Here is a 21,310-nt window from a genome sequence, read left to right as displayed (position 1 = left end):
GCCGGGGAAAGGGTGGCAATGGCTGAAACGACGGAATCCGAAAGCAGGAAGCTTCTGGTTCGCCTGCGCGAGGCTATGGCGGGCGATGACGCCGGCCAGGCCCGGCTGGACAAGATCACCCATCTGATCGCGGACAGCATGGGTTCCGAAGTCTGCTCGGTGTATCTGTTCCGCGATGATGAAACGCTGGAGCTTTGCGCGACCGAGGGCCTGAACCTCGAATCGGTGCACCAGACCCGGATGCGAATCGGCGAAGGCCTGGTCGGCCGGGTGGCGCGGTTCGGCAAGGTCATCAACACGCCCGATGCGCCGCACGCCAAGGGCTTCCGCTACATGCCCGAAACCGGGGAGGAGCGCTATTCCTCCTTCCTCGGCGTGCCGATCCAGCGTCTGGGCGAGATGCTGGGCGTCCTGGTGGTGCAGTCCAAGCAGGCGCGCGAGTTCTCCTCGGATGCGGTCTACGCGCTCGAAGTGGTGGCGATGGTGATCGCCGAGATGACCGAGCTGGGCGCCTTCGTCGGTGAGGGCGCGGCGCTGTCACCGTTGCACCAGCAGGCAGTGATGATCCACGCCACCTCGGCGCAGGAAGGCGCGGCGGAGGGCCATGTATGGCTGCACGAGCCCCGTGTCATCGTAACCAACCCGATCGCCGACGACCCCCAGCGCGAACTGGAACGGCTTACCGCCGCGGTCGAGGAACTGCGCGTCGGCGTCGACAAGATGCTGGAAGTCTCCCGCTCGGGCGATTCCGAGCAGTTGCAGGTGCTCGAGGCCTACCGGATGTTTGCCAATTCCAAGGGCTGGATGCGGCGCATGGAGGAAGACATCTCCCGCGGCCTCAGCGCCGAGGCGGCGGTGGAGAAGGAACAGTCGCAGGCACGCTCGCGCATGGGGCAGGTGCAGGATGCCTACCTGCGCGAACGGCTGAGCGATCTCGACGACCTCTCCAACCGGCTGCTGCGCATTCTGACAGGGCAGGGCTCCAACACCGGCGCCGAGCTGCCCGACGATCCGATCCTGATTGCCCGCAACATCGGCCCCGGCGAGCTCTTGGAATACGGCCGCTCCTTGCGCGGTATCGTGCTGGAGGAGGGCTCGGTCGGCTCCCACGCCGCCATCGTGGCCCGTGCGCTGGCGATCCCGCTGGTCGTGAATGCCAAGCGCATCACCACCGAGGCGCTGAACGGCGATTACGTGATGGTGGATGGCGATCAGGGTGTCGTGCATCTGCGTCCCGAGGACACCGTTGTCAGCGCCTTTCGCGACAAGATCGCGATGCAGGCCAAGGCGCAGGAGCGCTACGCCTCGGTCCGCGACTGCCCGGCCGTCACCCGCGACGGCCAGCGCATCAACCTGATGATGAACGCCGGGCTGATGGCGGATCTGCCGTCGCTGGACGGCTCCGGTGCCGAAGGGGTGGGGCTGTTCCGCACTGAGCTGCAGTTCCTGGTCCGCAACCAGATGCCGAAACGCTCGGAGCTGGTGGCGCTCTACCAGCGGGTGCTGGATGCCGCCCACGGCAAGCCGGTGGTGTTCCGCACGCTGGACATCGGCTCCGACAAGGTGCTGCCCTACATGAAGCCCACGGACGAGCCGAACCCCGCCCTGGGCTGGCGCGCGATCCGGGTCGGGCTGGACAAGCCGGGCATCATGCGGATGCAGCTGCAGGCGCTGATCCGCGCTGCCGACGGGCGGCCCCTGACGGTGATGTTCCCATTTGTCGCGCAGTTCGAGGAATACCGCGCCGCCCGCGCCGAGGTCGAAAAAACGCTGGAGCGCGAACGCATCCTGGGCCACCCGCTGCCGTCGGAGCTGAAGGTGGGGGCGATGCTGGAAACGCCCTCGCTCGCCTTTGCGCCGCAGAAATTCTTTGACGAGGTCGCCTTCCTGTCGATCGGAGGCAATGACCTCAAGCAGTTCTTCTTTGCCGCCGACCGCGAGAACGAGCGGGTGCGGCGGCGCTATGACACGCTGAACGTCAGCTTCCTCAGCCTGATCGAGCGCATCGTGGAGCGCTGCGGCATCTCCGGCACCCCGCTCAGCTTCTGCGGCGAGGATGCCGGCCGCCCGATCGAAGCGGTCTGCCTCGCCGCCATGGGTATCCGCACGCTGTCGATGCGCCCGGCCTCCATCGGGCCGGTGAAATCGCTGCTGCTGCGGGTCGACCTGGGCGAATTGCGCAAGATCATCTCCGACGCGCGCCACCGCGGCGACCAGGCGGTGCGCCCGGCGGTGATGCAATACCTGCGCGAACTCTGACCTTTTGGCCCCGGCCCGTGCGATCAGGGGGGGCATGGCATTGCAAGCGAATAAGCCGGGCCGTGGCGCTGCCGCGGGCCCGTTTCCCGCGTGCCCCTGCCCGCACATCCCGGGGGCGGGCTGTTTTGTTTCAAGCATGAAATTTTAAGCTTGAAGTTTTTTCCGGCCGTCCTATCCTGATCCACAAGCGAATTGCGGATTGCAGAGAGGGAGTGCCATGAAAATCGCCTGTCTAGGGGGAGGGCCCGCCGGGCTGTATTTTGCGATTTCCATAAAATTGCGCCAGCCCGATGCCGAAGTCACGGTGATCGAGCGCAACAAGGCTGACGACACCTTCGGCTGGGGCGTGGTGCTGTCGGACGATGCGCTGGAGAACCTCAGCACCAACGACCCCGTCAGCGCCGCAGCGATCCGCGAGAGCTTTGCCTATTGGGACGACATCGCCGTGGTGCGCAACCACGAGCGCGTGGTTTCGGGCGGGCATGGCTTTGCCGGCATCGGCCGCAAGAAGATGCTGCTGATCCTGCAAGAGCGCGCCCGCGAACTGGGTGTGGATCTGCGCTTCGAGACCGAAGCCCGGCCTGCCGCGGACTACCAGAAGGACTATGACGTGGTGGTCGGCTGCGACGGGCTCAATTCCCGCGTGCGCACCGAGTTTGCCGAGCACTTCAAGCCCGACATCGACGTGCGCCCGTGCAAGTTCATCTGGCTGGGCACCCAGCAGAAATTCGACGACGCCTTCACCTTCATCTTCGAGAAGACCCAGCATGGCTGGATGTGGATCCACGCCTACCAGTTCGACGACGACACCGCGACAGTGATCGTGGAATGCTCGGCCGAAACCTGGGAGAAGTGGGGCTTTGAGGGCATGTCCAAGGAGGAGATCATCCGCACCTGCGAGGAGATCTTTGCCGATCACCTGGGCGGCCATGCGCTGATTTCCAACGCCGCCCACCTGCGCGGCGCCGCGGTATGGATCAACTTCCCCCGTGTGCTTTGCGAAAAGTGGCACCACGAAAATGTCGTGCTGCTGGGCGACGCCTCGGCCACGGCGCATTTTTCGATCGGCTCGGGCACCCGGCTGGCCTTTGACAGCGCCATTGCACTGGCCGAGTTCCTGACCACCGAGCCAACCCTGGAACGCGCCTTCGAACGCTACCAGGAGGAGCGCCGCCTGGATGTGCTGCGCCTGCAATCGGCGGCGCGCAACTCGCTGGAATGGTTCGAGGAGGTGGAACGCTATCTTGGCATGGACATGGCGCAGTTCAACTACTCTCTGCTCACCCGCTCGCAGCGGATCAGCCACGAAAACCTGCGCCTGCGCGATGCGGACTGGCTGAAATCGGCGGAAGGCTGGTTTCAGCAGCGCAGCGGCGCGCCCGCCGATGCTCCGGTGCGCCCGCCGATGTTCGCCCCCTTCAAGCTGCGCGGCATGGCGCTGAAGAACCGTATCGTGGTCTCGCCCATGGCGCAGTACAAGGCCAAGGACGGCAGCCCCACCGACTGGCACCTGGTGCATCTGGGCGAGCGCGCCAAGGGCGGCGCCGGGCTGGTCTATACCGAGATGACCTGCGTCAGCGCCGAGGGCCGGATCACGCCGGGCTGCCCCGGGCTCTACGCGCCCGAACATGAAGCCGCCTGGAAGCGCATCACCAGCTTCGTGCATGATGAAAGCGACGCGAAGATCTGCTGCCAGATCGGCCATTCGGGCCGCAAGGGCTCGACCAACCTGGGCTGGGAGGGCATGGACAAGCCGCTGAATTCGGGCAACTGGGAGATCATTTCGGCCTCCGCAATTCCGTGGTCGGCGGAGAACGCCACGCCGCGCGCGATGACGCGGCAGGACATGGACCAGGTGACGGACGACTTCGCCTCGGCCGCGCTGATGGCCGAACGCGCGGGTTTCGACATGATCGAGCTGCACGCAGCACACGGCTACCTGATTTCCTCCTTCATTTCGCCGGTGTCCAACACGCGGCAGGACGAATACGGCGGCAGCCTGGAAAACCGTCTGCGCTACCCGCTGGAGGTTTTCGCTGCCATGCGCGCGGTCTGGCCCGTGGGCAAGCCGATGTCGGTGCGGATCTCCGCCAACGACTGGGTCGGCGAGGATGGCGTGACGCCGGAGGACGCGGTGGAGATTGCCCGCGCCTTCACCGGGGCAGGAGCCGACATCATCGACGTCTCCGCCGGGCAGACCACGACCGAGGCTAAGCCGGTCTATGGGCGCATGTTCCAGACGCCTTTCTCGGACCGCATCCGCAACGAGGCGGGCATCGCCACCATGGCGGTGGGCAACATCTACGAGGCCGATCACGCCAACTCGATCCTGATGGCGGGTCGGGCCGATCTGGTTGCCATCGCGCGGCCCCATCTGGCCGATCCCTACTGGACCCTGCATGAGGCCACCCGCATCGGCGACCGGCACGCCAGCTGGCCGCTGCCCTATGAAGCGGGGCGCGATCAGGCCTGGCGCCTGGCCGACCGCGACGCCGAGGTGATCCGCGCATGAGCAGCAGTAGCGATATCGCGGGCCGGCATGTGGTGATCTCCGGCGGCGGCTCCGGCGTCGGGGCCGAGCTTGCGGCGCAGTTTGCTGAAGGCGGCGCCAAGGTCACCATCCTTGGCCGCCGGCTGGACGCGCTGGAGGAAGTCGCAGGCCAGACCGGCGCCCATGCGGAGGTTTGCGACGTCACCGACCGCGCGAGCCTTGATGCGGCCATCGCCAGCGCGGCGGAGGCGCAGGGGCCGGTGCAGATCGCCATTGCCAATGCCGGCGCCGCGCCGTCGAAGCCTTTCGAGCGGATGAGTACGCAGGATTTCGAAGCGGCGCTTGGCGTGAACCTGGTGGGCGTCTTCAACTTGTGGCAAGCCTGCCTGCCGGGCATGAAGGACGCAGGCTGGGGGCGGCTCATCGCCATTGCCTCCACTGCGGGGCTGAAAGGCTACCCTTATGTCTCGGGCTATTGCGCCGCCAAGCACGGCGTGGTCGGCCTGACCCGCGCGCTCGCGGTGGAGCTTGCCCGCACCGGCGTTACGGTCAACGCGATCTGCCCCGGCTTCATCGAAACTCCCTTGCTGGAACGCTCGATCCGCAACATCGTTGAGAAGACGGGCATGAGCGAGGAAAAGGCCGCCAAATCCCTGCGCGCGGGCAACCCGCAGGGCCGCTTCATCCAGCCGGGCGAGGTCGCCTCGGCGGCGCTGTGGCTGGCAAGCGAGGGCGCGGGCTCGGTCAATGGCAGCGCGCTGCCGGTTACCGGAGGTGAGATTTGAGCAATACATCCAAGGACAGGCTCCGGCTGTGGCTGAAGGTGCTGAAGGCAACCCGCGCGGTGGAAAGCGAGATCCGCGAGAACCTGCGCAAGGACTTCGCCACCACACTGCCGCGCTTTGACGTAATGGCGGCGCTGATGCAGCACGAAGACGGGCTGAAGATGAGCGAACTCTCGGGCGTGCTGAAGGTCTCCAACGGCAATGTCACGGGCATCGTCGAGCGGCTGGTGGAGGACGGCCACGTGCTGCGGGAGAAGGTGGCGGGCGACCGCCGCGCCAGCCGCGTGAAGCTGACCGGGCAGGGTCGGGCGGAATTCACCCGCCAGGCCGCCGCGCATGAGGCCTGGATCGACCGGATGTTCCAGGACGTGAGCCTTGAGGACGCGCAGCGGGTGGCCGCTGCATTGGATGCGGTCGCACGCCAGACCGGCAAGGGGGAAAAGGACAGATGAGCAACACCGGCACCAAGCATTTCCTGTGCAGCATCGAGGACGGCATCGCCACCGTCGCGCTGGACCGGCCCGAGCGCAAGAACCCGCTGACTTTCGACAGCTACGCCGAAATGCGCGACTGGTTCCGCGACCTGCATTACGACGACAGCGTGAAGGCGGTTGTGTTTTCATCGAACGGCGGCAATTTCTCCTCGGGCGGCGATGTGCATGACATTATCGGCCCGCTCACGAAGATGAGCATGAAGGAGCTTCTTGCCTTCACCCGCATGACCGGCGATCTGGTCAAGGCGATGGTAAATTGCGGCAAGCCTATCATCGCCGCCATCGACGGCATCTGCGTCGGCGCGGGCGCGATCATCGCGATGGCGTCGGATATCCGGATTGCGACGCCGGAAGCGAAAACCGCCTTCCTGTTCACCCGCGTTGGCCTTGCGGGCTGCGACATGGGGGCTTGCGCGATCCTGCCCCGCATCATCGGCCAGGGCCGCGCGGCGGAGCTGCTCTATACCGGCCGCGCGATGAGCGCCGAAGAAGGCGCCGCCTGGGGCTTTCACAACAAGCTGGTGCCCGCGGCCGATCTGGCGGGCGAGGCGCGGCAATGGGCCGAGCGCATCGCGGCCGGTCCGAACTTCGGCCACATGATGACCAAGACCATGTTGGCGCAGGAATGGTCGATGTCGATCGAACAAGCGATCGAGGCCGAGGCCCAGGCGCAGGCGATCTGCATGCAGACCGCGGATTTCGAACGCGCCTACCATGCCTTTGTGAAGAAGGAAAAACCGCTCTTCGAGGGCGACTGAGGCGTGACATAAAGGGCTTTCGCGCCGGAGGAGGGCGCGGGAGCCTCCGGCGGGGATATTTTAGGCCAGAAGAAGACCCGGACGGGTCGCCTGGCCGGAAGGGGAGGAAGACGACATGGCGGACAAGAGCTTTCTGAGCTGGCCGTTCTTTGAAGACCGCCACCGAGCGCTGGCGGCGGAGCTGGACGAATGGGCCGCGGGCGCGCTTGCGGGGATCGATCATTCCGACACCGATGCCGCCTGCCGGTCGCTGGTGGCGGCATTGGGCGAGGCTGGCTGGACCCGGCACAGCGGTGCGGAGGCGGGCGAGAGCCTGGATGTGCGCACGCTTTGCCTGATCCGTGAAACGCTGGCGCGCCATGACGGGCTCGCGGATTTTGCCTTTGCCATGCAGGGGCTGGGTACCGGCGCGATTTCACTGTTTGGCACGCCTGACCAGCAGGCCGAATGGCTGCCGCTCACCCGCGCGGGCAAGGCGATTTCCGCCTTTGCGCTGACCGAGCCGCAGTCGGGCTCGGATGTCGCGAACTCGACCATGACGGCAGAGCTGGATGGTGAGCACTACCTGCTGAACGGCGAGAAGACCTGGATCTCCAACGGCGGAATTGCCGATGTCTACACGCTGTTTGCCCGCACCGGGGAGGCACCGGGCGCGCGCGGGCTGTCGGCCTTCATCGTGCCTGCCGGGCTGCCGGGATTCGAAGTGGCGGAGCGCCAGCAGGTGATCGCGCCGCATCCCCTGGCGACGCTGCGCTTCACCGATTGCCGGATCCCGAAATCTGCGCTCCTGGGCCAGCCCGGCGCGGGATTCAAGATCGCAATGTCGGTGCTGGATGTGTTCCGCTCCACCGTGGCCGCCGCGGCGCTGGGCTTTGCCCGCCGCGCGCTGGACGAGGCGCTGTTGCGTGTTTCCAGCCGCCAGGTGCAGGGCGCGCCGCTGTTCGACTTGCAGATGGTGCAGGGGCATATCGCCGACATGGCGCTGGATGTGGATGCCGCAGCGCTCTTGGTCTACCGCGCCGCCTGGGCCAAGGACACGGGTGCCGCCCGCGTCACCCGCGAGGCGGCAATGGCCAAGCTGTTCTCCACCGACCAGGCGCAGCAGGTGATCGACAAGGCGGTGCAGCTGCATGGCGGCGATGGCGTGCGTTCGGGCCAGAAGGTGGAGGAGTTGTACCGCGACATCCGCGCCTTGCGCATCTACGAAGGCGCTTCCGACGTGCAGCGGGTGGTAATAGCCCGGCAGACGCTGGGCGCCTTTCAGGGAGGGCAATGAGATGCTGGGACCATCGGCCCATGTGGATACCTTCACCCGCGACAACCTGCCGCCTTCGGATCAGTGGCCGGAGTTCCTGCTCGAAGGCTTCGACTACCCCGAGCGCCTCAATGCCGCGGTGGAACTCACCGACGCGATGGTTGCCAAGGGGTTCGGCGACCATACCGCGCTGATCGGCAACGGCCGCCGCCGCACCTACAAGGAGCTGAGCGACTGGACCAACCGGCTGGCGCGCACGCTGAGCGAGGATCTGGGCGTGAAGCCCGGCAACCGGGTGCTGATCCGCTCGGCCAACAATCCGGCGATGGTGGCCTGCTGGCTGGCGGCGACCAAGGCGGGCGCAGTGGTGGTCAACACCATGCCGATGCTGCGCGCGGGCGAGCTGGCGAAAATCGTCGACAAGGCGCAAATCAGCCATGCCCTTTGCGATACCCGCCTGAAGGACGAGCTGGTCGCCTGTGCCAAGACCTCCAAGTTTCTGAAGACCGTGGTGGGCTTTGACGGCACGTCCAACCACGATGCCGAACTGGACAGGCTGGCGCTGCAGAAGCCGGTGACCTACGAGGCAGTGCCGACGGGGCGGGACGATGTGGCGCTTCTGGGCTTCACCTCCGGCACCACCGGATCGCCCAAGGCGACGATGCATTTCCATCGCGACCTGCTGATCATCGCTGATGGCTACGCCCGCGAGGTGCTGGACGTGCAGCCGGAGGATGTCTTTGTCGGCTCGCCGCCCCTGGCCTTCACCTTCGGGCTCGGCGGGCTCGCCATCTTCCCCTTGCGCTTCGGGGCTGCGGCCACGCTGCTGGAAAGCGCCACTCCTCCCAACCTCATCGAGATCATCGAGACCTACCGTGCCACGGTCTGCTTCACCGCGCCTACCGCCTACCGGGTGATGCTGCGGGCGATGGAGGAGGGAGCGGACCTGTCCTCGCTGCGCGCCGCGGTCTCGGCCGGGGAGACGCTGCCCGCGCCAGTCTACGAGGATTGGATCGCCAAGACCGGCAAGCCGATGCTGGACGGAATCGGCGCGACCGAGATGCTGCATATCTTCATTACCAACCGCTTTGACGACCACCGCCCCGCCTGTACCGGCAAGCCGGTCAGCGGCTACCGGGTGAAGGTGCTGGATGCGGACGGCAAGGAGGCGCCGCGCGGCGAGGTGGGGCGGCTTGCCGTGCAGGGGCCGACCGGCTGCCGTTACCTCGCGGACATGCGCCAGGGGGAATATGTCCAGGACGGCTGGAACGTCACCGGCGACAGTTTTGTGATGGATGCGGATGGCTATCTGCATTTTGCCGCCCGCAACGACGACATGATCGTTTCGGCCGGCTACAACATCGCCGGTCCGGAGGTCGAGGCGGCGCTGCTCGCGCATGAGGCTGTCGCGGAATGCGCGGTGATTGGTGCGCCGGACGAGGCGCGGGGCGAGATCGTCGAAGCGCATGTGGTTCTGGCAGAGGGGCACAGGGGCTCGGACACACTCGTCAAGCTGCTGCAGGATCACGTGAAGGCCACCATCGCACCCTACAAATACCCGCGCTCGGTGGTCTTTGCCGAAGCGCTGCCAAAGACCGAGACCGGCAAGATCCAGCGCTTCCGCCTCAAGCATTGACGTGGCGGCAAGGGGGCAAGGCGGCGTTATCTGAAAATTGAAAAGGGCAGCGCGCTGGCGCTGCCCTTCTGTTGTCAGCCGCGTTAGCGGACGATGTGAACCACGGTGCGGTTCTCCGCGTCGACCAGGACGGGGAGGGTGTTCACATAGACGTAGCGGTACTCGGAGTCCGGGATCTCCTGCAGCTCCACGGTTTCCGGCAGCTGCACGCCGGTCACGACTTCGCCGTCCAGGTAGACCGGCTCGACCTTGTTGGTGCGCACGTAGCTCACCACTTCTTCGGCCGGTTCGGCCAGCGCACCCGCGGTTCCGCCAATGATGGCGCCCGCCGCGGCGCCAACCGGGCCGCCAACCAGAGCGCCTGCGACCGCGCCGAAGGTGCCGCTGCCGGCCACTGCGCCTGCGTGGTCTTCGTTCTCATAGGTCACGGTGCCCGTCTCGATGGTGGACTGGCTCGACACGACCGGCACGAAGGTATTGACTTCGGCCTCAACCTCAGCCTCAGCTGCGGCGCCGCCCAGGTATTCGCCATAAGCCCAGCCGGTAGTCCCTTCATAGGTCACCTTGCACCAATTGCTGTCTTCCAGGCAGCCCTCGATGTCGGTGCTGGCGTCCTTGGCGATCACGCCGATCACCTCGTGCTGGGGGCCGGGGCCTGCGCGCAGGTTCAGGTCGGTCACGGCCGTGGCGGAGGTAGCGGCCAGGCCCTGGCCCGCAATGAGGGCAAGAGCGGATGCGGCGAGGGTAAGGATCGGTTTTTGCATTGGTATTCTCCATTGGACATGCTCGGGACGGCGATTGCTGCGCCGTTACCGGGAGACAACTGCTCAAGGCCGGGAGAGTTCCAAAAGATGTGCCCGGGGCTGAGGGCAATGGGCGGGAAACGCCGCGTTTCCGCTTACTGCAAGCGGTATGCCGCCGGTCCCCTGGCTCCTGCATTGTTTTACCGGGCGGTTCCGGCCGCCTTGGGTCTCTTGCAGGCGGACGCAGGGGCCTCAGGGGCCTCAGGGGCCTATGGCGGACAGTAAGCTCGCCACCCGGCTTTTACGACAGTCGTGGCGCGGCGCAGGCGTGCGGGCGGGAGGCCGGGCGGCGAAGGCAGAACGCTGCGAAGCTGCGGCGGGTGGAAATACCGTGGGCCAGCCCGCAATTCAGCAGATGGCCTGGCCCGTGCGGGCGCCGGAAGGCGGGAAGCGGCTTGCCATTTCACGCATGAAGAAGGGACGGGCTTCGCCGGCCGGGCTGCGCCAAGGGCGCAGGCTGCGCGAGCTTAGGCCGGAGCCTGATGTGCGGCGTGGCGCACCACCCCGAGGATCGCGCGCGCGGTCAGCACCAGGAGGCCAAGCACCGCCAGCACCGTGACCGGCGCGTTGCTGCCGGCGCCCGCCTGACCTGCCAGGACGCCAAACAGTGCCCAGCAGACCGCCGCCGGATAGGTCCAGGCCACCGGCCGCAGCGTCTGCACGCTCAGCGCCACCGCCAGCACCAGGGCGAGGCACAGGATGGCAGCGGCCTCCGCGCTCAGCAGTCCGAAGCCGGACAGCACGATGCTGAGCGACACGCCCGAGGCCGCCGTCAGCCAGCCGGCATAAAGCCCCACCGGTCCGCGTTTCCAGACCCTGTCGCGGATGTCTGCCCGCAGCACCGCGGCAATCGCGCCCGCGGCCATCAGGAGGATCATCACCGTTGCAGGCACCGGCGCGGCATTGGCAACCGGCAGCCAGAACACCCCGAGCGCCAGGCTGACCGCCAAAGGCTGCCGCATGGCGTGCCAGTTGCTGCCGCGCGGTGCCTTCCATGCGCCGTAGCCTGCGCCGAGAACCAGCCAGAGGTAGATCAGCCCCCAGATCGAAAACGCCCAGCCGGCCGGCTGGATCGGCGGGTCGGGCTGCGGGTTGGGGAGCTTTTCGGTGGTGTAGCCAGTAAAGCCGCCGGTGAAGTAGGGCGCAAGCGCAAAGGCCAGCGCCAGCAAGAGAACGCCATAGGACAGGATCTTTCGCTTCATTGCCGTTCCTCTGCATGAGTGATTTCGCGCGCCGTCAGCTCTTTGCGTCCGAGCCTAGGCACGGTTTCCTAAAGCAATTCTTTCAGTTCAGCCAAAGTGCCGGCCTCGGCCGCGGGTTTATCGCTGCGTATACGGTTGATGCGGGGGAACCGCATGGCAACGCCGCTCTTGTGGCGGGAAGAGCGGTTCAGCCCCTCGAAAGCCACCTCCAGCACCAGCTCGGGCTTTACCGCGCGCACTGGGCCGAACCGGTCAGTGGTGTTGTTGCGCACGAAGCGGTCGAGCTCCTTCAGCTCGGCGTCGGTGAAGCCGAAATAGGCCTTGCCCACCGGCACCAGCGCCTCGCCGTCCCAGACCCCAAAGGTGAAATCCGAGTAATAGCCCGAGCGTTTGCCATGCCCGCGCTGCGCATAGAGCATCACCGCGTCGACCAGCATCGGGTCGCGCTTCCACTTGTACCAGTAGCCGCGCTTGCGCCCCGCAAGGTAAGTGCTGTCCCGGCGCTTGAGCATCACGCCTTCGATCACGGGAGCGGGCGGCGCGGCGCGCAAAGCTGCAAGGTCCCGCCAGCTGGCAAACTCCAGCGGCGGGGAAACATCGATGCGGGGGGTCTCCAGCTCCGCCACGCAGGCGTTGAGCGCTTCCTGCCGCGCCTTCAGCGGCTGGCCGCGCAGATCCTCGCCGTTCCAGAGCAGGAGGTCATAAGCCCGGAGCGCCGCCGGGTGGCTTTCCAGCAGCGCCTTGCCCACGCGCTTGCGGCCCAGCCGTTTCTGCAACTCGCCAAAAGCCGCGACCTCGCCGCCGCGCTTCACCAGCAATTCGCCGTCCAGTGTGCCGGAGAACTCCAGCGCCTCCAGGATGTCGGGGAAGGCGGCCGAGATATCCTCGCCCGTGCGGGTGTAGATCCGCCGCACGCCACCGTCGCATGTCGCCTGCACCCGGATGCCGTCCCACTTCCATTCCGCGGTGAACTCCGCAGGTTCCAGCGCCGTGAGCTCATCTTCGGTGACGGGGGTAGAGAGCATCACCGACCGGAATGGCGCGGCAGCGAGGCTCACGGGTTTTTCGCCGCCGTCGAGCCAGCCGAACAGCGGCCGGTAGGGCGGGGTGAGGGCGTGCCACAGCTCCTCGATCTCCTCCACCGCGACATTGCCGTAATCCGCCAGCGCCGTCCGAGCCAGCCGCCCCGAGACACCCACCCGCAACCCGCCGGTTGCCAGCTTCAGGTAGGCGTAGCGTTCGGTGGAGGGCATCGCGTCGAGCCGCTTCGTGATAAGTGAGGGCAGGGCGGCTTTGGGCGATGCCGACAGTTCCGCCACAGCCTTCGGAAGCGGCAGCGGCTCCAGTGTTCCCTGCTGCGGCCAGATCAGCGCGACGGTCTCGGCCAGGTCGCCGACAAATTCGTAAGACAGCCGGAACAGCTCAGGGTCGGTGCGCTCCGCCACCAGCGTGCGCAAGAGCGAGGGCGTCACCTGGCGCAGGTTCAGATCACCCGTGAAGGCCGCCAGCGCGTAACCCCGCGCCGGGTCGCCCATGGCGGAAAAGGCCGTCTTCAGATGCGCGATCTTGCCATTGCGCGAGGGCGTGAAGGCGAGCTGTTCCAGAAGGCGGGCGAAGTCCTGCATCACTCGGCCTCGTCCTCGTAGCCGACCAGCCGCAGGGGCCGGGCGGCAATCTGGTTCAGCCCGCACCAATGCACCAGCGCGTCCTCGCGCCCGTGGGTGACCCAGACCTCGCGCGGGGCGAGCTCCCTGATGGTGCGGGTGAGGCCGGTCCAGTCTGCGTGATCGCTCAGCACCAGGGGCAGTTCAACACCGCGCTGGCGGGCGCGGGCGCGCACCTGCATCCAGCCGCTGGCGAAGCAGACGACCGGGTCGGGGAAGCGCTGCGCCCAGGCGGCGGCAAAGGCCGAGGGCGGGCCAAGGATGATCTGGCCTTTGAAGGCGTCCTTGCCGGTCTCCGTCGTGGCCGGGCGCAGCTCGCCCAGCTCGATCCCTTGGGAGATGTAGTAATCGCACAAGCGTTGCAGCGCGCCATGCAGGTAGATCGGCCTGTCCCAGCCCGCCTTGCGCAACAGCGCGATCACCCGTTGCGCCTTGCCAAGCGCATAGGCGCCGACGAGATGGCAGCGCTCCGGCTGGGCTGCAACCGAAGCCAGGAGCTTGGCGGTTTCCGCCATCGGGTCGGGGTGATCGAAGACCGGCAGGCCAAAGGTCGCCTCGGTCACGAAGACATCGCAAGGGGCGGGCTCAAAGGGCGCGCAGGAGGGGTTGGCGTCGCGCGCATAGTCGCCCGACACGGTGATCCGCGTCGCACCGTCGTTCACCGTGATCTGGCAGGAGCCGAGCACATGGCCTGCGGGCGTGAACGCCGCGGTGACCCCGTTCACCTGCACCGGGTCCTCGACCGCGATCGTCTCCTCGCAGAATGCCTCGCCATAGCGGATCGCCATAATGCCGAGCGTCTGGCGGCTGGCCCAGACGGTGCCATGGCCCGCGCGGGCGTGGTCGGCGTGGCCATGGGTGATCATCGCCCGCGGCACCGGGCGCACCGGGTCGATGTAGAAATCACCGGGCGGGCAATAGAGCCCGGCGGGCCGGGGGTACAGCAGCGCTGCCGGATCTGACGGAGTTCCCCGTGCTGGGCCTGACTGGGCCAAGTTGCCTCCCTTCCCGGATGTGCGGCCGGTGCACCGGTGCGGCGCGGCGGGCCTGCCATGAGGAAACGCCGCAACGCTGCGCAGGTTCCCGCCTTGCGGTGCGCGGGCCGATTGCTATTCCTTGCGCTGGAACATATAGAGAACACCATGGCACGTCAAACCTTGCAACAGAAGCTAGAGATTCTTGCGGACGCGGCGAAATACGACGCCTCCTGCGCGTCCTCGGGCACGGAAAAGCGCGACAGCCGCGGCGGCGGGCTCGGCTCCAGCGGCGGCGCGGGCATCTGCCACGCCTATGCGCCGGACGGGCGCTGCATCAGCCTCTTGAAGATCCTGATGACGAACTTCTGTATCTACGATTGCTCCTACTGCATTAACCGGGTGTCCTCGGACGTGACCCGGGCGCGGTTCAGCGTCGACGAGGTCGTGAAGCTCACCATCGAGTTCTACCGCCGCAACTATATCGAGGGGCTGTTCCTCTCCTCCGGCATCATCCGCTCGCCCGATGACACGATGGCGGACATGGTGCGCATCGCCCGCAAGCTGCGGGAGGAGGAAAACTTCCGCGGCTACATCCACCTCAAAACCATCCCCGACGCCGCACCCGAGCTGATCGCGGAAGCAGGCCGCCTGGCCGACCGGCTGTCGATCAACGTGGAACTGCCCACCGATGATGCCGTGCGCCGCCACGCGCCGGAGAAGAACCCGGCGCAGATCCGCAAGGCGATGGGTGACGTGCGCCTGCGCCGCGAAGGCGCCAAGGACACGAGCCACCGCGGCAAGCGGCCGCCGCGGTTTGCGCCCGCCGGGCAGTCGACGCAGATGATCATCGGCGCGGATGGCTCCAACGATGCGGCGGTGCTGGGGCAATCGGTGCGGCTTTACTCCAGTTACAAGCTGAAGCGGGTGTATTATTCCGCCTTCTCGCCGATCCCCGGCAGCTCGGCCCGGCTGCCGCTGGTGCGCCCGCCCTTGGTACGCGAGCACCGGCTGTATCAGGCTGACTGGCTGCTGCGCTTCTACGGTTTCGGGCTGGAAGAGATCACCTCCGCCGCGCCGGGCGGCAACCTGGACCTGAACCTCGACCCCAAGCTGGCCTGGGCGCTGGCGAACCGGGCGGTGTTTCCGCTGGATGTGAACCGCGCCGGCCGGGCGCTGTTGCTGCGGGTGCCGGGCTTTGGCGTGAAGACGGTGGAGCGCATCCTCGCCACCCGCCGCCACCGCAGCCTGCGGTATGAGGACATCGCCCGCATGGGGGCGTCGATGAAGAAGGCCCGCGCCTTCATCACCGCGGGCGGCTGGACGCCCGGCGGGCTGACCGACAGCGCCGACCTGCGCGCGCGCTTCGCGCCGCCGCCGCAACAGCTAAGCCTCTTGTGATGCAGCGCGCGGAGCTGCCCAGGATCGGCACCGCGGAGGCCTGGCGCGACGCCGCGCGCGGGTTCCTCGCGGCGGGCATTCCGCCCTCAGGCATCCTTTGGCGCAGCGGGGCGGGGGAGGGGGAGGCGTCCGGCGCCGCAGCCGCGGGGGACTTGTTTGCCGATGCCGCTCCTGCGGGTCCGCCCGCGGGGCAGGGCGCGGTGAGCGTGCCGCGCAGTTTCCTGGCGCTTGCGAACAGCGTGGTCTGGCACCGCGACCCGGAGCGGTTTGCGCGCCTTTATGCGTTCCTGTGGCGCCTGCGGGAGGCGCCTTGGCTGATGGGCGACCGCGGCGATCCCGGCCTTGCCCTGCTGCGGCGGATGGAGAAGGGCGTGCACCGCTGCCAGCACAAGATGAAGGCCTTCGTGCGCTTTCGCGAGATCGGCCACCATGAGGCACCGCGCCGTTCATTTGCTGCCTGGTTCGAGCCCGAGCACCACACGGTAGAGCCCACGGCCGCCTTCTTTGCCCGCCGTTTCGGCGATATGGACTGGCGCATTCTGACCCCGGACATCTGCGCCAGTTTTGAATCGGGCAAACTGCGGTTCGAACCGGGCCAGCCGCGCCCCGGTCTGCCTGAGGATGCAAGCGAGACGCTGTGGCTCACCTACTTCCGCAGCACCTTCAACCCGGCGCGGCTGAACCTCAGGGCGATGCAGTCGGAAATGCCGAAGAAATACTGGAAGAACATGCCCGAGGCGGCGGCGATTCCCGAACTGGCGGCCTCGGCCGCTGCAAGGGTGCAGGCGATGGCGGCGGCAGCCCCGGTGCCGGTGCCTGCGCGCGCCGCCCGCATCCAGGCGCATATGCCACCGGAACAGCCCGCCTGGCAAGGCAGCGGCGGGGAACTCGCCGAGGCGATCCGCGGCTGCACCCGTTGCCCGCTCCATCGCAGCGCGACACAGGCGGTGCCGGGGCAGGGGCCTGCAAACGCGCGCCTGATGATCGTCGGCGAACAGCCCGGCGATCAGGAAGACCTGAGCGGCCTGCCCTTCACCGGGCCCTCGGGAGAGCTGCTGGATCAGGTGGCGGCGAGCGCCGGGCTGGACCGCAAGGCTGCTTACGTTACCAACGCAGTGAAACACTTCAAGTTCAAGCCCCGCGGCAAGCGGCGGCTGCACCAGCGCCCGGATGCCTCCGAGGTGGCGCATTGCAAATGGTGGCTGGAGGCCGAGCTTGCGCAGGTGCAGCCCCGGCTGGCGCTCGCGCTGGGCGCCACGGCGGCGGGTGCGCTTTTGGGAGAGGGCGGCGGCGTGACCGCGCGGCGCGGCACTGTGGAGCATACTGCCGCGGGCCTGCCGGTGCTGATCACCCTGCACCCGGCTTTCCTGCTGCGCCAGCAGTCCCCTGGGGAACGCGACGCGGCTGAGGCGCTGTTCGAGTCCGACCTGCGGCTGGCCGCGCGGATGCTGGCCGGGGCCGGCAACGCCGCCTAGCCGCCCCGGCGGCGCGCGCCCTCCTCTTTCCAGACGTAGCCCTGCGACCAGGCCGCCAGCGCATCCAGGAACTCCGCATCGGTCCCGCAGTCCGTGGCGTCGAAATTTGGCAGCCCGCTCAGGATCACCCGCAGCCCGGTGAGGGTGCCGCGTTCGGCATGCCAGGCGCGGGCATAGCGCAGCAGCCCCTCGGGCAGGCGGCGCTCAGGGTCGGCGGTGGAGAAATAAAGCGCATGCGGCTGGCTGTGCAGGTTGGCGGTCAGCTGCGCCAGAGTGTCCAGCGCGCCGCTGCGGTCCTGCCCCAGCTCGGCCCGCGCCTCCGCCGCAGCGAGAAAGGCCCGGCCCAGCGTCACCGACTGCGTGGTGTTCAGCACAAAGCTCACTGACAGCGTCAGCACCACCATGCCATTGACGCCTACCACCACGGTAATCAGCTCCCACATGGTCCCGCCCGCCTGTGCCATGCCGCCGCCAAGGGTCGACAGCGCCTTGCCGGCAAAGGCGAGGTCCAGAGCCGGGCCTGCGGGCAGCTTGCTGTCGGTCAGGAGCACCGCCTCTGCCGAGGCCTGGAACACCAGGAGCCAGCCAAGCGCCACCATGACAATCCAGAATACCGCGATCGACGTCATCACCAGCGGCCCGATCGCAGTGCGGCTCCAGCCCGCCGAGGGCAAGAGCCGCGCCAGCCCTTTCCAGACCGCCGCCGCCACCCAGCGCGACGGCAGTTTGCGGTCGGTAATGCCGGTGGTCGTCAGCAGGAAGTCGAGCCCGGCAAAGAGCAGCACGGCGAGCCCAGCCAGCGCAAAGATCATTGTGTCTCCCTTCACGGGTCCAATGTGGCATCCCGGCGGGAAACCGCGCAGGCACCGGCCAAACTGTGCAACCCAAGGAACTCTCGCCCAGGATGATCGTTATTTCAATGCAAACAACGGCCGGAGGGTATCCCCGGCAGAAAAGGAGACAGCCATGAATTGGGATGAAGTCAAAGGCAAATGGAAAGAAATGAAGGGCAACGTGCGCTCCAAATGGGGTGAGTTGACCGATGATGAGGTCGAAGAAGTTGCCGGCGACCGCGAGGTGCTGGAAGGCAAGATCCAGCACAAATACGGCCGCACCAAGGAAGAGGCGCGCCGCGAGGTGGACGATTTCATCCGCACGCTCTGAACGCGGCGGACAGGAGCAGACGGGCGGCCCCAGCGGGCCGCCCGTTTTCCGATTCCAAGCGCTTTGCGGGGCAGGGCGGCAGCCAGCTTCCGGCAGGCGGCAGGGGACAAGCGCGGCGCGGCTTGCTAGGCTCGGCGGGGATTGCCCGGGACATCCGATTGCGGAGGATCAATGGACGCGCATTCCTTTTTCAGCTTGTCTCCCTACCACATTCTGATGGCGGGTGTCGGGGCGGTGATCATCCTCGCCCATTGGGTGCCGCGGTTCTTCTCCACGCGTGAACCCGTGGCGGCGCCGCTGCTGATACTTCTGGGCATGGGGCTGTATTTCCTGGTGCCGCAGTTTCCGGCGCTGCCCGACCCTCGCGAGACCCCGAAACCCTGGGAGGTGGTCAGCGAGCTGACGGTTCTGGTGGCGCTCTTTGCCTCTGGCCTAAGGCTGGATGATCTGCGGCCCTGGAAGAAATGGGGGCCGACGGTGCGGCTTTTGCTGGTGGGCATGCCGATCACCATCTTGTCCGCGGCGCTGTTGGGGCTGGGGTTGGCGGGCATGACGGTGGCGGGCGCGCTTCTGGTCGGGGCGGTGCTGTCGCCGACCGATCCGGTGCTGGCGGGCGACGTGCAGGTCGGCCCGCCGCAGGAAGGTGACGAGCACCCCGTGCGCTTCACCCTCACCACCGAAGCGGCACTGAACGACGGTCTGGCCTTTCCCTTTGTTTACCTGGGCCTGCTGGTGGCGGCACAAGGGCTGAACCCGGCGGGCTGGCTTAGCGAATGGCTGCTGGTGGATGTTGCCTACCGGATCGGCATCGGCACGGTCATGGGGATGGGCGGCGGCTGGGTTCTGGCGCAGATTCTTTTTGTGATCCCGCGGCAGTCAGCGCTTGCCGATACCGGATCCGGGGTGGTGGCGCTGGCCGGGGTTCTCTTGTGCTACGGCTCCACCGAGATGGCGGAGGGTTATGGCTTCATCTCGGTCGCAGTCATGGGGCTGACCATGCGGCGGGTGGAGAGCGGGCACAGGTTTCATCGCCGCCTGCACGACTTCTGCGAAACCATCGAACATGCGCTCACTGCGATCTTGCTGGTGGGGCTGGGTTGCGTTTTGCCGGTGCTTTTCAGCGAGCTGACGCCGGGGCTGGTGCTGTTTTCAGTGCTGATGATCGTGGTGGTGCGGCCGCTGGCGGGCTGGCTTTCGCTGGCCGGCTGCCGTCTGGAGCGGAGCGACCGGCTGGTGGTCTCGGTCTACGGAGTGCGGGGGATCGGCTCGATCTACTACCTGTGCTATGCCGGTCTGCACATGGAGTTCGTGAACGAGCCGCAGATCTGGGCGCTGATCGGGCTGACCATCCTGCTGTCGACCATGCTGCACGGGTTTTCGGTGACCCACGCGCTGAAATACACGTCTCAGCCGCCGCCCTAGCGGGCGGGGACCTGCCGCTCCAGCCGCCGGAAGGCCAGCGAGATCAGCCCGGCCACCGCCATGTAGAAGACCGCGAGCAGCAACAGCGGCTCGTAGACCACGAAGGTATCGGCCCGGACCCGGGAGGAGACTGAGTAGATCTCAATCACCGTGATGGTGGCAACCAGCGGCGTGGCCTTGAGCTGCAGGATGGTCTCGCCGCCCAGCGTCGGCAGCACGTTGCGCACCGCCTGCGGCAGCCAGATCCGCCGGAACAGGGTGAAGCGCGGCATGCCGAAGGATTTTGCCGCCTCCAGCTGGCCCTTGGCGACATTGGAGAAGGCGCCCCGCATCACCTCGCCTTCATAGCCGGCGTAAGAAAGCGTCAGTGCCAGCACCGCATAGGGCCAGGCCTGCCGGAGGTAGGGCCAAAGCTCCGAGGAGCGGATCCAGGGAAATTGCGGAAACAGCGACCCCAGCCCGTAATACAGCAGCCAGATCTGCAACAGCAGCGGCGTGCCCCGGATCACCGTGCAGAAGGCCCGCGCAGGTGCCGCCAGGTACCAGGGCCCCACCGCCTGCGCGAGACCCAGGGGCACCGCCAGCAGGAAGCCCAGCACCGTGGTCACCGCCAGGATCCAGACGGTGCGCCACATGCCCTCCAGGATCAGCGGCGCATATTCCGGGATCCAGTCCCAGCGCAGCGAGACGGCGCACCAGATGACCAACAGCGCAAACAGCGCCAAGAGCGCGATCCGGTGCGGTTGAAAAAGGTCGCGCAGCCCGCTCATCCGCGCGCCTCCTTCAGCGAGGGCTGGCCGCGGCGTGCCCATTTCTCGATCCGGGCAAAAACCGCGCCGGAACAGAGCGTGACCAGCAGGTAGAGCGCGCCCGCTGCAAGGAAGAAGGTGAAATAGGCCCGCGTGCTGCTCGCGGCCTGGCGGGTTTCCAGTGTCAGCTCGGAAAAGCCCACGATGGCCAGCAGCGCGGTATCCTTGGTGGCGATCAGCCAGAGATTCGCCAGCCCCGGTGTGGCAAAGGCCATCATCGCGGGGATGGTGACCCGGCGCATGATCATGAAACCGGGCATGCCGTAGGCCCGTGCTGCCTCGATCTGGCCCGCGGGCACCGCCTGAATCGCGCCGCGCAGCACTTCGGTCGCATAGGCGCCCTGAACGACACCCAGGACCCCGATCCCCGCGGCAACGCCGCTGATCTCCACCCGGCCGCCGCCCATCGCGGCGGACAGCTTGTTGATGAGGTCGCTGCCCACGTAATAGAGGATCAGGATCAGCACCAGTTCGGGCACCGCCCGGATCACGGTGGTGTAAATGGCGAGAAGGTCGCGCGTGACCTTCCCGCCATATAGCTTGCCATAGGCCCCCAACAGCCCGATCACCAGCCCCATCCCGAAGGCGCCAAAGGCGATTTGCAGGGAATTCGCCAGCCCGCGCAGCAGGTTGGCCCCCCAGCCGGGCGGGGAGAGCGACAGCAGCTCTGCGCTCTGCGCCAGGCCGAGCATGTCGAGGACAGTATTCACGCCAGCGC

18 protein-coding genes are annotated in these 21,310 nt (G+C 67.0%); 11 read left to right on the top strand and 7 right to left on the bottom strand.

From position 1 onward, the window contains the following. The first annotated feature begins 18 nt into the window (after window positions 1-18). The 7 genes from ptsP (at window position 19) to ACOHX0_RS14800 (ending at window position 9,678) form a co-directional block, all read left to right on the top strand. Window positions 19-2,259: a phosphoenolpyruvate--protein phosphotransferase gene (gene ptsP / locus ACOHX0_RS14830; protein WP_420677750.1), complete on the top strand. Its 2,241-nt coding sequence runs from the start codon at window positions 19-21 to the stop codon at window positions 2,257-2,259. Between the two features lie 217 nt (window positions 2,260-2,476). After that, window positions 2,477-4,771: a bifunctional salicylyl-CoA 5-hydroxylase/oxidoreductase gene (locus ACOHX0_RS14825; RefSeq protein ID WP_420677749.1), complete on the top strand. Its 2,295-nt coding sequence runs from the start codon at window positions 2,477-2,479 to the stop codon at window positions 4,769-4,771. Continuing rightward, on the top strand, window positions 4,768-5,535 hold the full coding sequence (locus ACOHX0_RS14820; protein WP_420677747.1) for an SDR family NAD(P)-dependent oxidoreductase: 768 nt from the start codon (window positions 4,768-4,770) through the stop codon (window positions 5,533-5,535). Before ACOHX0_RS14825 ends, ACOHX0_RS14820 begins: the two co-directional genes overlap by 4 nt. After that, window positions 5,532-5,987 carry a MarR family winged helix-turn-helix transcriptional regulator gene (locus tag ACOHX0_RS14815; protein ID WP_420677746.1) on the top strand — a complete coding sequence of 152 codons (456 nt, stop codon included), beginning with the start codon at window positions 5,532-5,534 and terminating at the stop codon, window positions 5,985-5,987. Before ACOHX0_RS14820 ends, ACOHX0_RS14815 begins: the two co-directional genes overlap by 4 nt. Next, window positions 5,984-6,787, top strand: a complete 804-nt coding sequence (locus tag ACOHX0_RS14810) for an enoyl-CoA hydratase family protein (protein ID WP_420677745.1) — start codon at window positions 5,984-5,986, stop codon at window positions 6,785-6,787. The genes ACOHX0_RS14815 and ACOHX0_RS14810 overlap by 4 nt, the downstream gene beginning before the upstream one ends. A 115-nt stretch (window positions 6,788-6,902) precedes the next feature. Further along, window positions 6,903-8,063 carry an acyl-CoA dehydrogenase family protein gene (locus ACOHX0_RS14805; RefSeq protein ID WP_420677744.1) on the top strand — a complete coding sequence of 387 codons (1,161 nt, stop codon included), beginning with the start codon at window positions 6,903-6,905 and terminating at the stop codon, window positions 8,061-8,063. Window position 8,064: 1 nt separating this feature from the next. Next, window positions 8,065-9,678 (top strand): AMP-binding protein, encoded by a 1,614-nt coding sequence (locus tag ACOHX0_RS14800; RefSeq protein WP_420677742.1) that lies wholly within the window; start codon window positions 8,065-8,067, stop codon window positions 9,676-9,678. Window positions 9,679-9,761: 83 nt separating this feature from the next. Here the strand turns inward: ACOHX0_RS14800 and ACOHX0_RS14795 are convergent, their stop codons facing one another. The 4 genes from ACOHX0_RS14795 to ACOHX0_RS14780 form a co-directional block, all read right to left on the bottom strand. Then, complete coding sequence (locus ACOHX0_RS14795; RefSeq protein WP_420677741.1) at window positions 9,762-10,442, bottom strand: DUF1236 domain-containing protein; 681 nt, start codon at window positions 10,440-10,442, stop codon at window positions 9,762-9,764. A 506-nt stretch (window positions 10,443-10,948) separates the two neighbouring features. Then, window positions 10,949-11,683 (bottom strand): tryptophan-rich sensory protein, encoded by a 735-nt coding sequence (locus ACOHX0_RS14790; RefSeq protein WP_420677739.1) that lies wholly within the window; start codon window positions 11,681-11,683, stop codon window positions 10,949-10,951. A 68-nt stretch (window positions 11,684-11,751) separates the two neighbouring features. After that, on the bottom strand, window positions 11,752-13,308 hold the full coding sequence (locus tag ACOHX0_RS14785; RefSeq protein WP_420677737.1) for a cisplatin damage response ATP-dependent DNA ligase: 1,557 nt from the start codon (window positions 13,306-13,308) through the stop codon (window positions 11,752-11,754). After that, window positions 13,308-14,342 carry a ligase-associated DNA damage response exonuclease gene (locus ACOHX0_RS14780; RefSeq protein WP_420677736.1) on the bottom strand — a complete coding sequence of 345 codons (1,035 nt, stop codon included), beginning with the start codon at window positions 14,340-14,342 and terminating at the stop codon, window positions 13,308-13,310. The genes ACOHX0_RS14785 and ACOHX0_RS14780 overlap by 1 nt, the downstream gene beginning before the upstream one ends. A gap of 147 nt (window positions 14,343-14,489) precedes the next feature. On the opposite strand from ACOHX0_RS14780, the gene ACOHX0_RS14775 reads away from it, so the two are divergent. Beyond that, the gene (locus ACOHX0_RS14775) at window positions 14,490-15,722 is read left to right on the top strand and encodes a putative DNA modification/repair radical SAM protein (RefSeq protein WP_420677735.1); all 1,233 of its coding nucleotides are present in this window, start codon (window positions 14,490-14,492) and stop codon (window positions 15,720-15,722) included. Then, the gene (locus tag ACOHX0_RS14770) at window positions 15,722-17,197 is read left to right on the top strand and encodes a UdgX family uracil-DNA binding protein (protein WP_420677733.1); all 1,476 of its coding nucleotides are present in this window, start codon (window positions 15,722-15,724) and stop codon (window positions 17,195-17,197) included. Before ACOHX0_RS14775 ends, ACOHX0_RS14770 begins: the two co-directional genes overlap by 1 nt. Here the strand turns inward: ACOHX0_RS14770 and ACOHX0_RS14765 are convergent. Beyond that, window positions 17,194-18,009, bottom strand: a complete 816-nt coding sequence (locus tag ACOHX0_RS14765) for a hypothetical protein (RefSeq protein ID WP_420677731.1) — start codon at window positions 18,007-18,009, stop codon at window positions 17,194-17,196. The two genes, ACOHX0_RS14770 and ACOHX0_RS14765, sit on opposite strands and share 4 nt — an antisense overlap. A 154-nt stretch (window positions 18,010-18,163) precedes the next feature. Here ACOHX0_RS14765 and ACOHX0_RS14760 point away from each other — a divergent pair, with 154 nt between their 5' ends. Then, the gene (locus tag ACOHX0_RS14760) at window positions 18,164-18,361 is read left to right on the top strand and encodes a CsbD family protein (protein ID WP_420677730.1); all 198 of its coding nucleotides are present in this window, start codon (window positions 18,164-18,166) and stop codon (window positions 18,359-18,361) included. Window positions 18,362-18,532: 171 nt separating this feature from the next. Then, complete coding sequence (locus tag ACOHX0_RS14755; protein WP_420677729.1) at window positions 18,533-19,783, top strand: cation:proton antiporter; 1,251 nt, start codon at window positions 18,533-18,535, stop codon at window positions 19,781-19,783. Here the strand turns inward: ACOHX0_RS14755 and ACOHX0_RS14750 are convergent. Beyond that, window positions 19,780-20,553 (bottom strand): ABC transporter permease, encoded by a 774-nt coding sequence (locus tag ACOHX0_RS14750; RefSeq protein ID WP_420677728.1) that lies wholly within the window; start codon window positions 20,551-20,553, stop codon window positions 19,780-19,782. The two genes, ACOHX0_RS14755 and ACOHX0_RS14750, sit on opposite strands and share 4 nt — an antisense overlap. Then, on the bottom strand, window positions 20,550-21,284 hold the full coding sequence (locus ACOHX0_RS14745) for an ABC transporter permease (RefSeq protein ID WP_420677847.1): 735 nt from the start codon (window positions 21,282-21,284) through the stop codon (window positions 20,550-20,552). The genes ACOHX0_RS14750 and ACOHX0_RS14745 overlap by 4 nt, the downstream gene beginning before the upstream one ends. Window positions 21,285-21,310 lie beyond the last annotated feature (26 nt).

It is taken from the genome of Cribrihabitans pelagius (genome assembly GCF_048820915.1).
GTDB classification, from domain to species: domain Bacteria; phylum Pseudomonadota; class Alphaproteobacteria; order Rhodobacterales; family Rhodobacteraceae; genus Cribrihabitans_A; species Cribrihabitans_A pelagius.
This window is presented reverse-complemented; position numbering and strand designations above follow the sequence as displayed.

What these genes read in the sequence shown, in the direction of transcription:
- ptsP (WP_420677750.1), top strand. Translation starts at nt 19, where the DNA reads ATGGCTGAAACGACGGAATCCGAAAGCAGGAAGCTTCTGGTTCGCCTG.
- ACOHX0_RS14825 (WP_420677749.1), top strand. Translation starts at nt 2,477, where the DNA reads ATGAAAATCGCCTGTCTAGGGGGAGGGCCCGCCGGGCTGTATTTTGCG.
- ACOHX0_RS14820 (WP_420677747.1), top strand. Translation starts at nt 4,768, where the DNA reads ATGAGCAGCAGTAGCGATATCGCGGGCCGGCATGTGGTGATCTCCGGC.
- ACOHX0_RS14810 (WP_420677745.1), top strand. Translation starts at nt 5,984, where the DNA reads ATGAGCAACACCGGCACCAAGCATTTCCTGTGCAGCATCGAGGACGGC.
- ACOHX0_RS14805 (WP_420677744.1), top strand. Translation starts at nt 6,903, where the DNA reads ATGGCGGACAAGAGCTTTCTGAGCTGGCCGTTCTTTGAAGACCGCCAC.
- ACOHX0_RS14800 (WP_420677742.1), top strand. Translation starts at nt 8,065, where the DNA reads ATGCTGGGACCATCGGCCCATGTGGATACCTTCACCCGCGACAACCTG.
- ACOHX0_RS14795 (WP_420677741.1), bottom strand. Translation starts at nt 10,442, where the DNA reads ATGCAAAAACCGATCCTTACCCTCGCCGCATCCGCTCTTGCCCTCATT.
- ACOHX0_RS14790 (WP_420677739.1), bottom strand. Translation starts at nt 11,683, where the DNA reads ATGAAGCGAAAGATCCTGTCCTATGGCGTTCTCTTGCTGGCGCTGGCC.
- ACOHX0_RS14785 (WP_420677737.1), bottom strand. Translation starts at nt 13,308, where the DNA reads ATGCAGGACTTCGCCCGCCTTCTGGAACAGCTCGCCTTCACGCCCTCG.
- ACOHX0_RS14775 (WP_420677735.1), top strand. Translation starts at nt 14,490, where the DNA reads ATGGCACGTCAAACCTTGCAACAGAAGCTAGAGATTCTTGCGGACGCG.
- ACOHX0_RS14770 (WP_420677733.1), top strand. Translation starts at nt 15,722, where the DNA reads ATGCAGCGCGCGGAGCTGCCCAGGATCGGCACCGCGGAGGCCTGGCGC.
- ACOHX0_RS14765 (WP_420677731.1), bottom strand. Translation starts at nt 18,009, where the DNA reads ATGATCTTTGCGCTGGCTGGGCTCGCCGTGCTGCTCTTTGCCGGGCTC.
- ACOHX0_RS14760 (WP_420677730.1), top strand. Translation starts at nt 18,164, where the DNA reads ATGAATTGGGATGAAGTCAAAGGCAAATGGAAAGAAATGAAGGGCAAC.
- ACOHX0_RS14755 (WP_420677729.1), top strand. Translation starts at nt 18,533, where the DNA reads ATGGACGCGCATTCCTTTTTCAGCTTGTCTCCCTACCACATTCTGATG.
- ACOHX0_RS14750 (WP_420677728.1), bottom strand. Translation starts at nt 20,553, where the DNA reads ATGAGCGGGCTGCGCGACCTTTTTCAACCGCACCGGATCGCGCTCTTG.
- ACOHX0_RS14745 (WP_420677847.1), bottom strand. Translation starts at nt 21,284, where the DNA reads ATGCTCGGCCTGGCGCAGAGCGCAGAGCTGCTGTCGCTCTCCCCGCCC.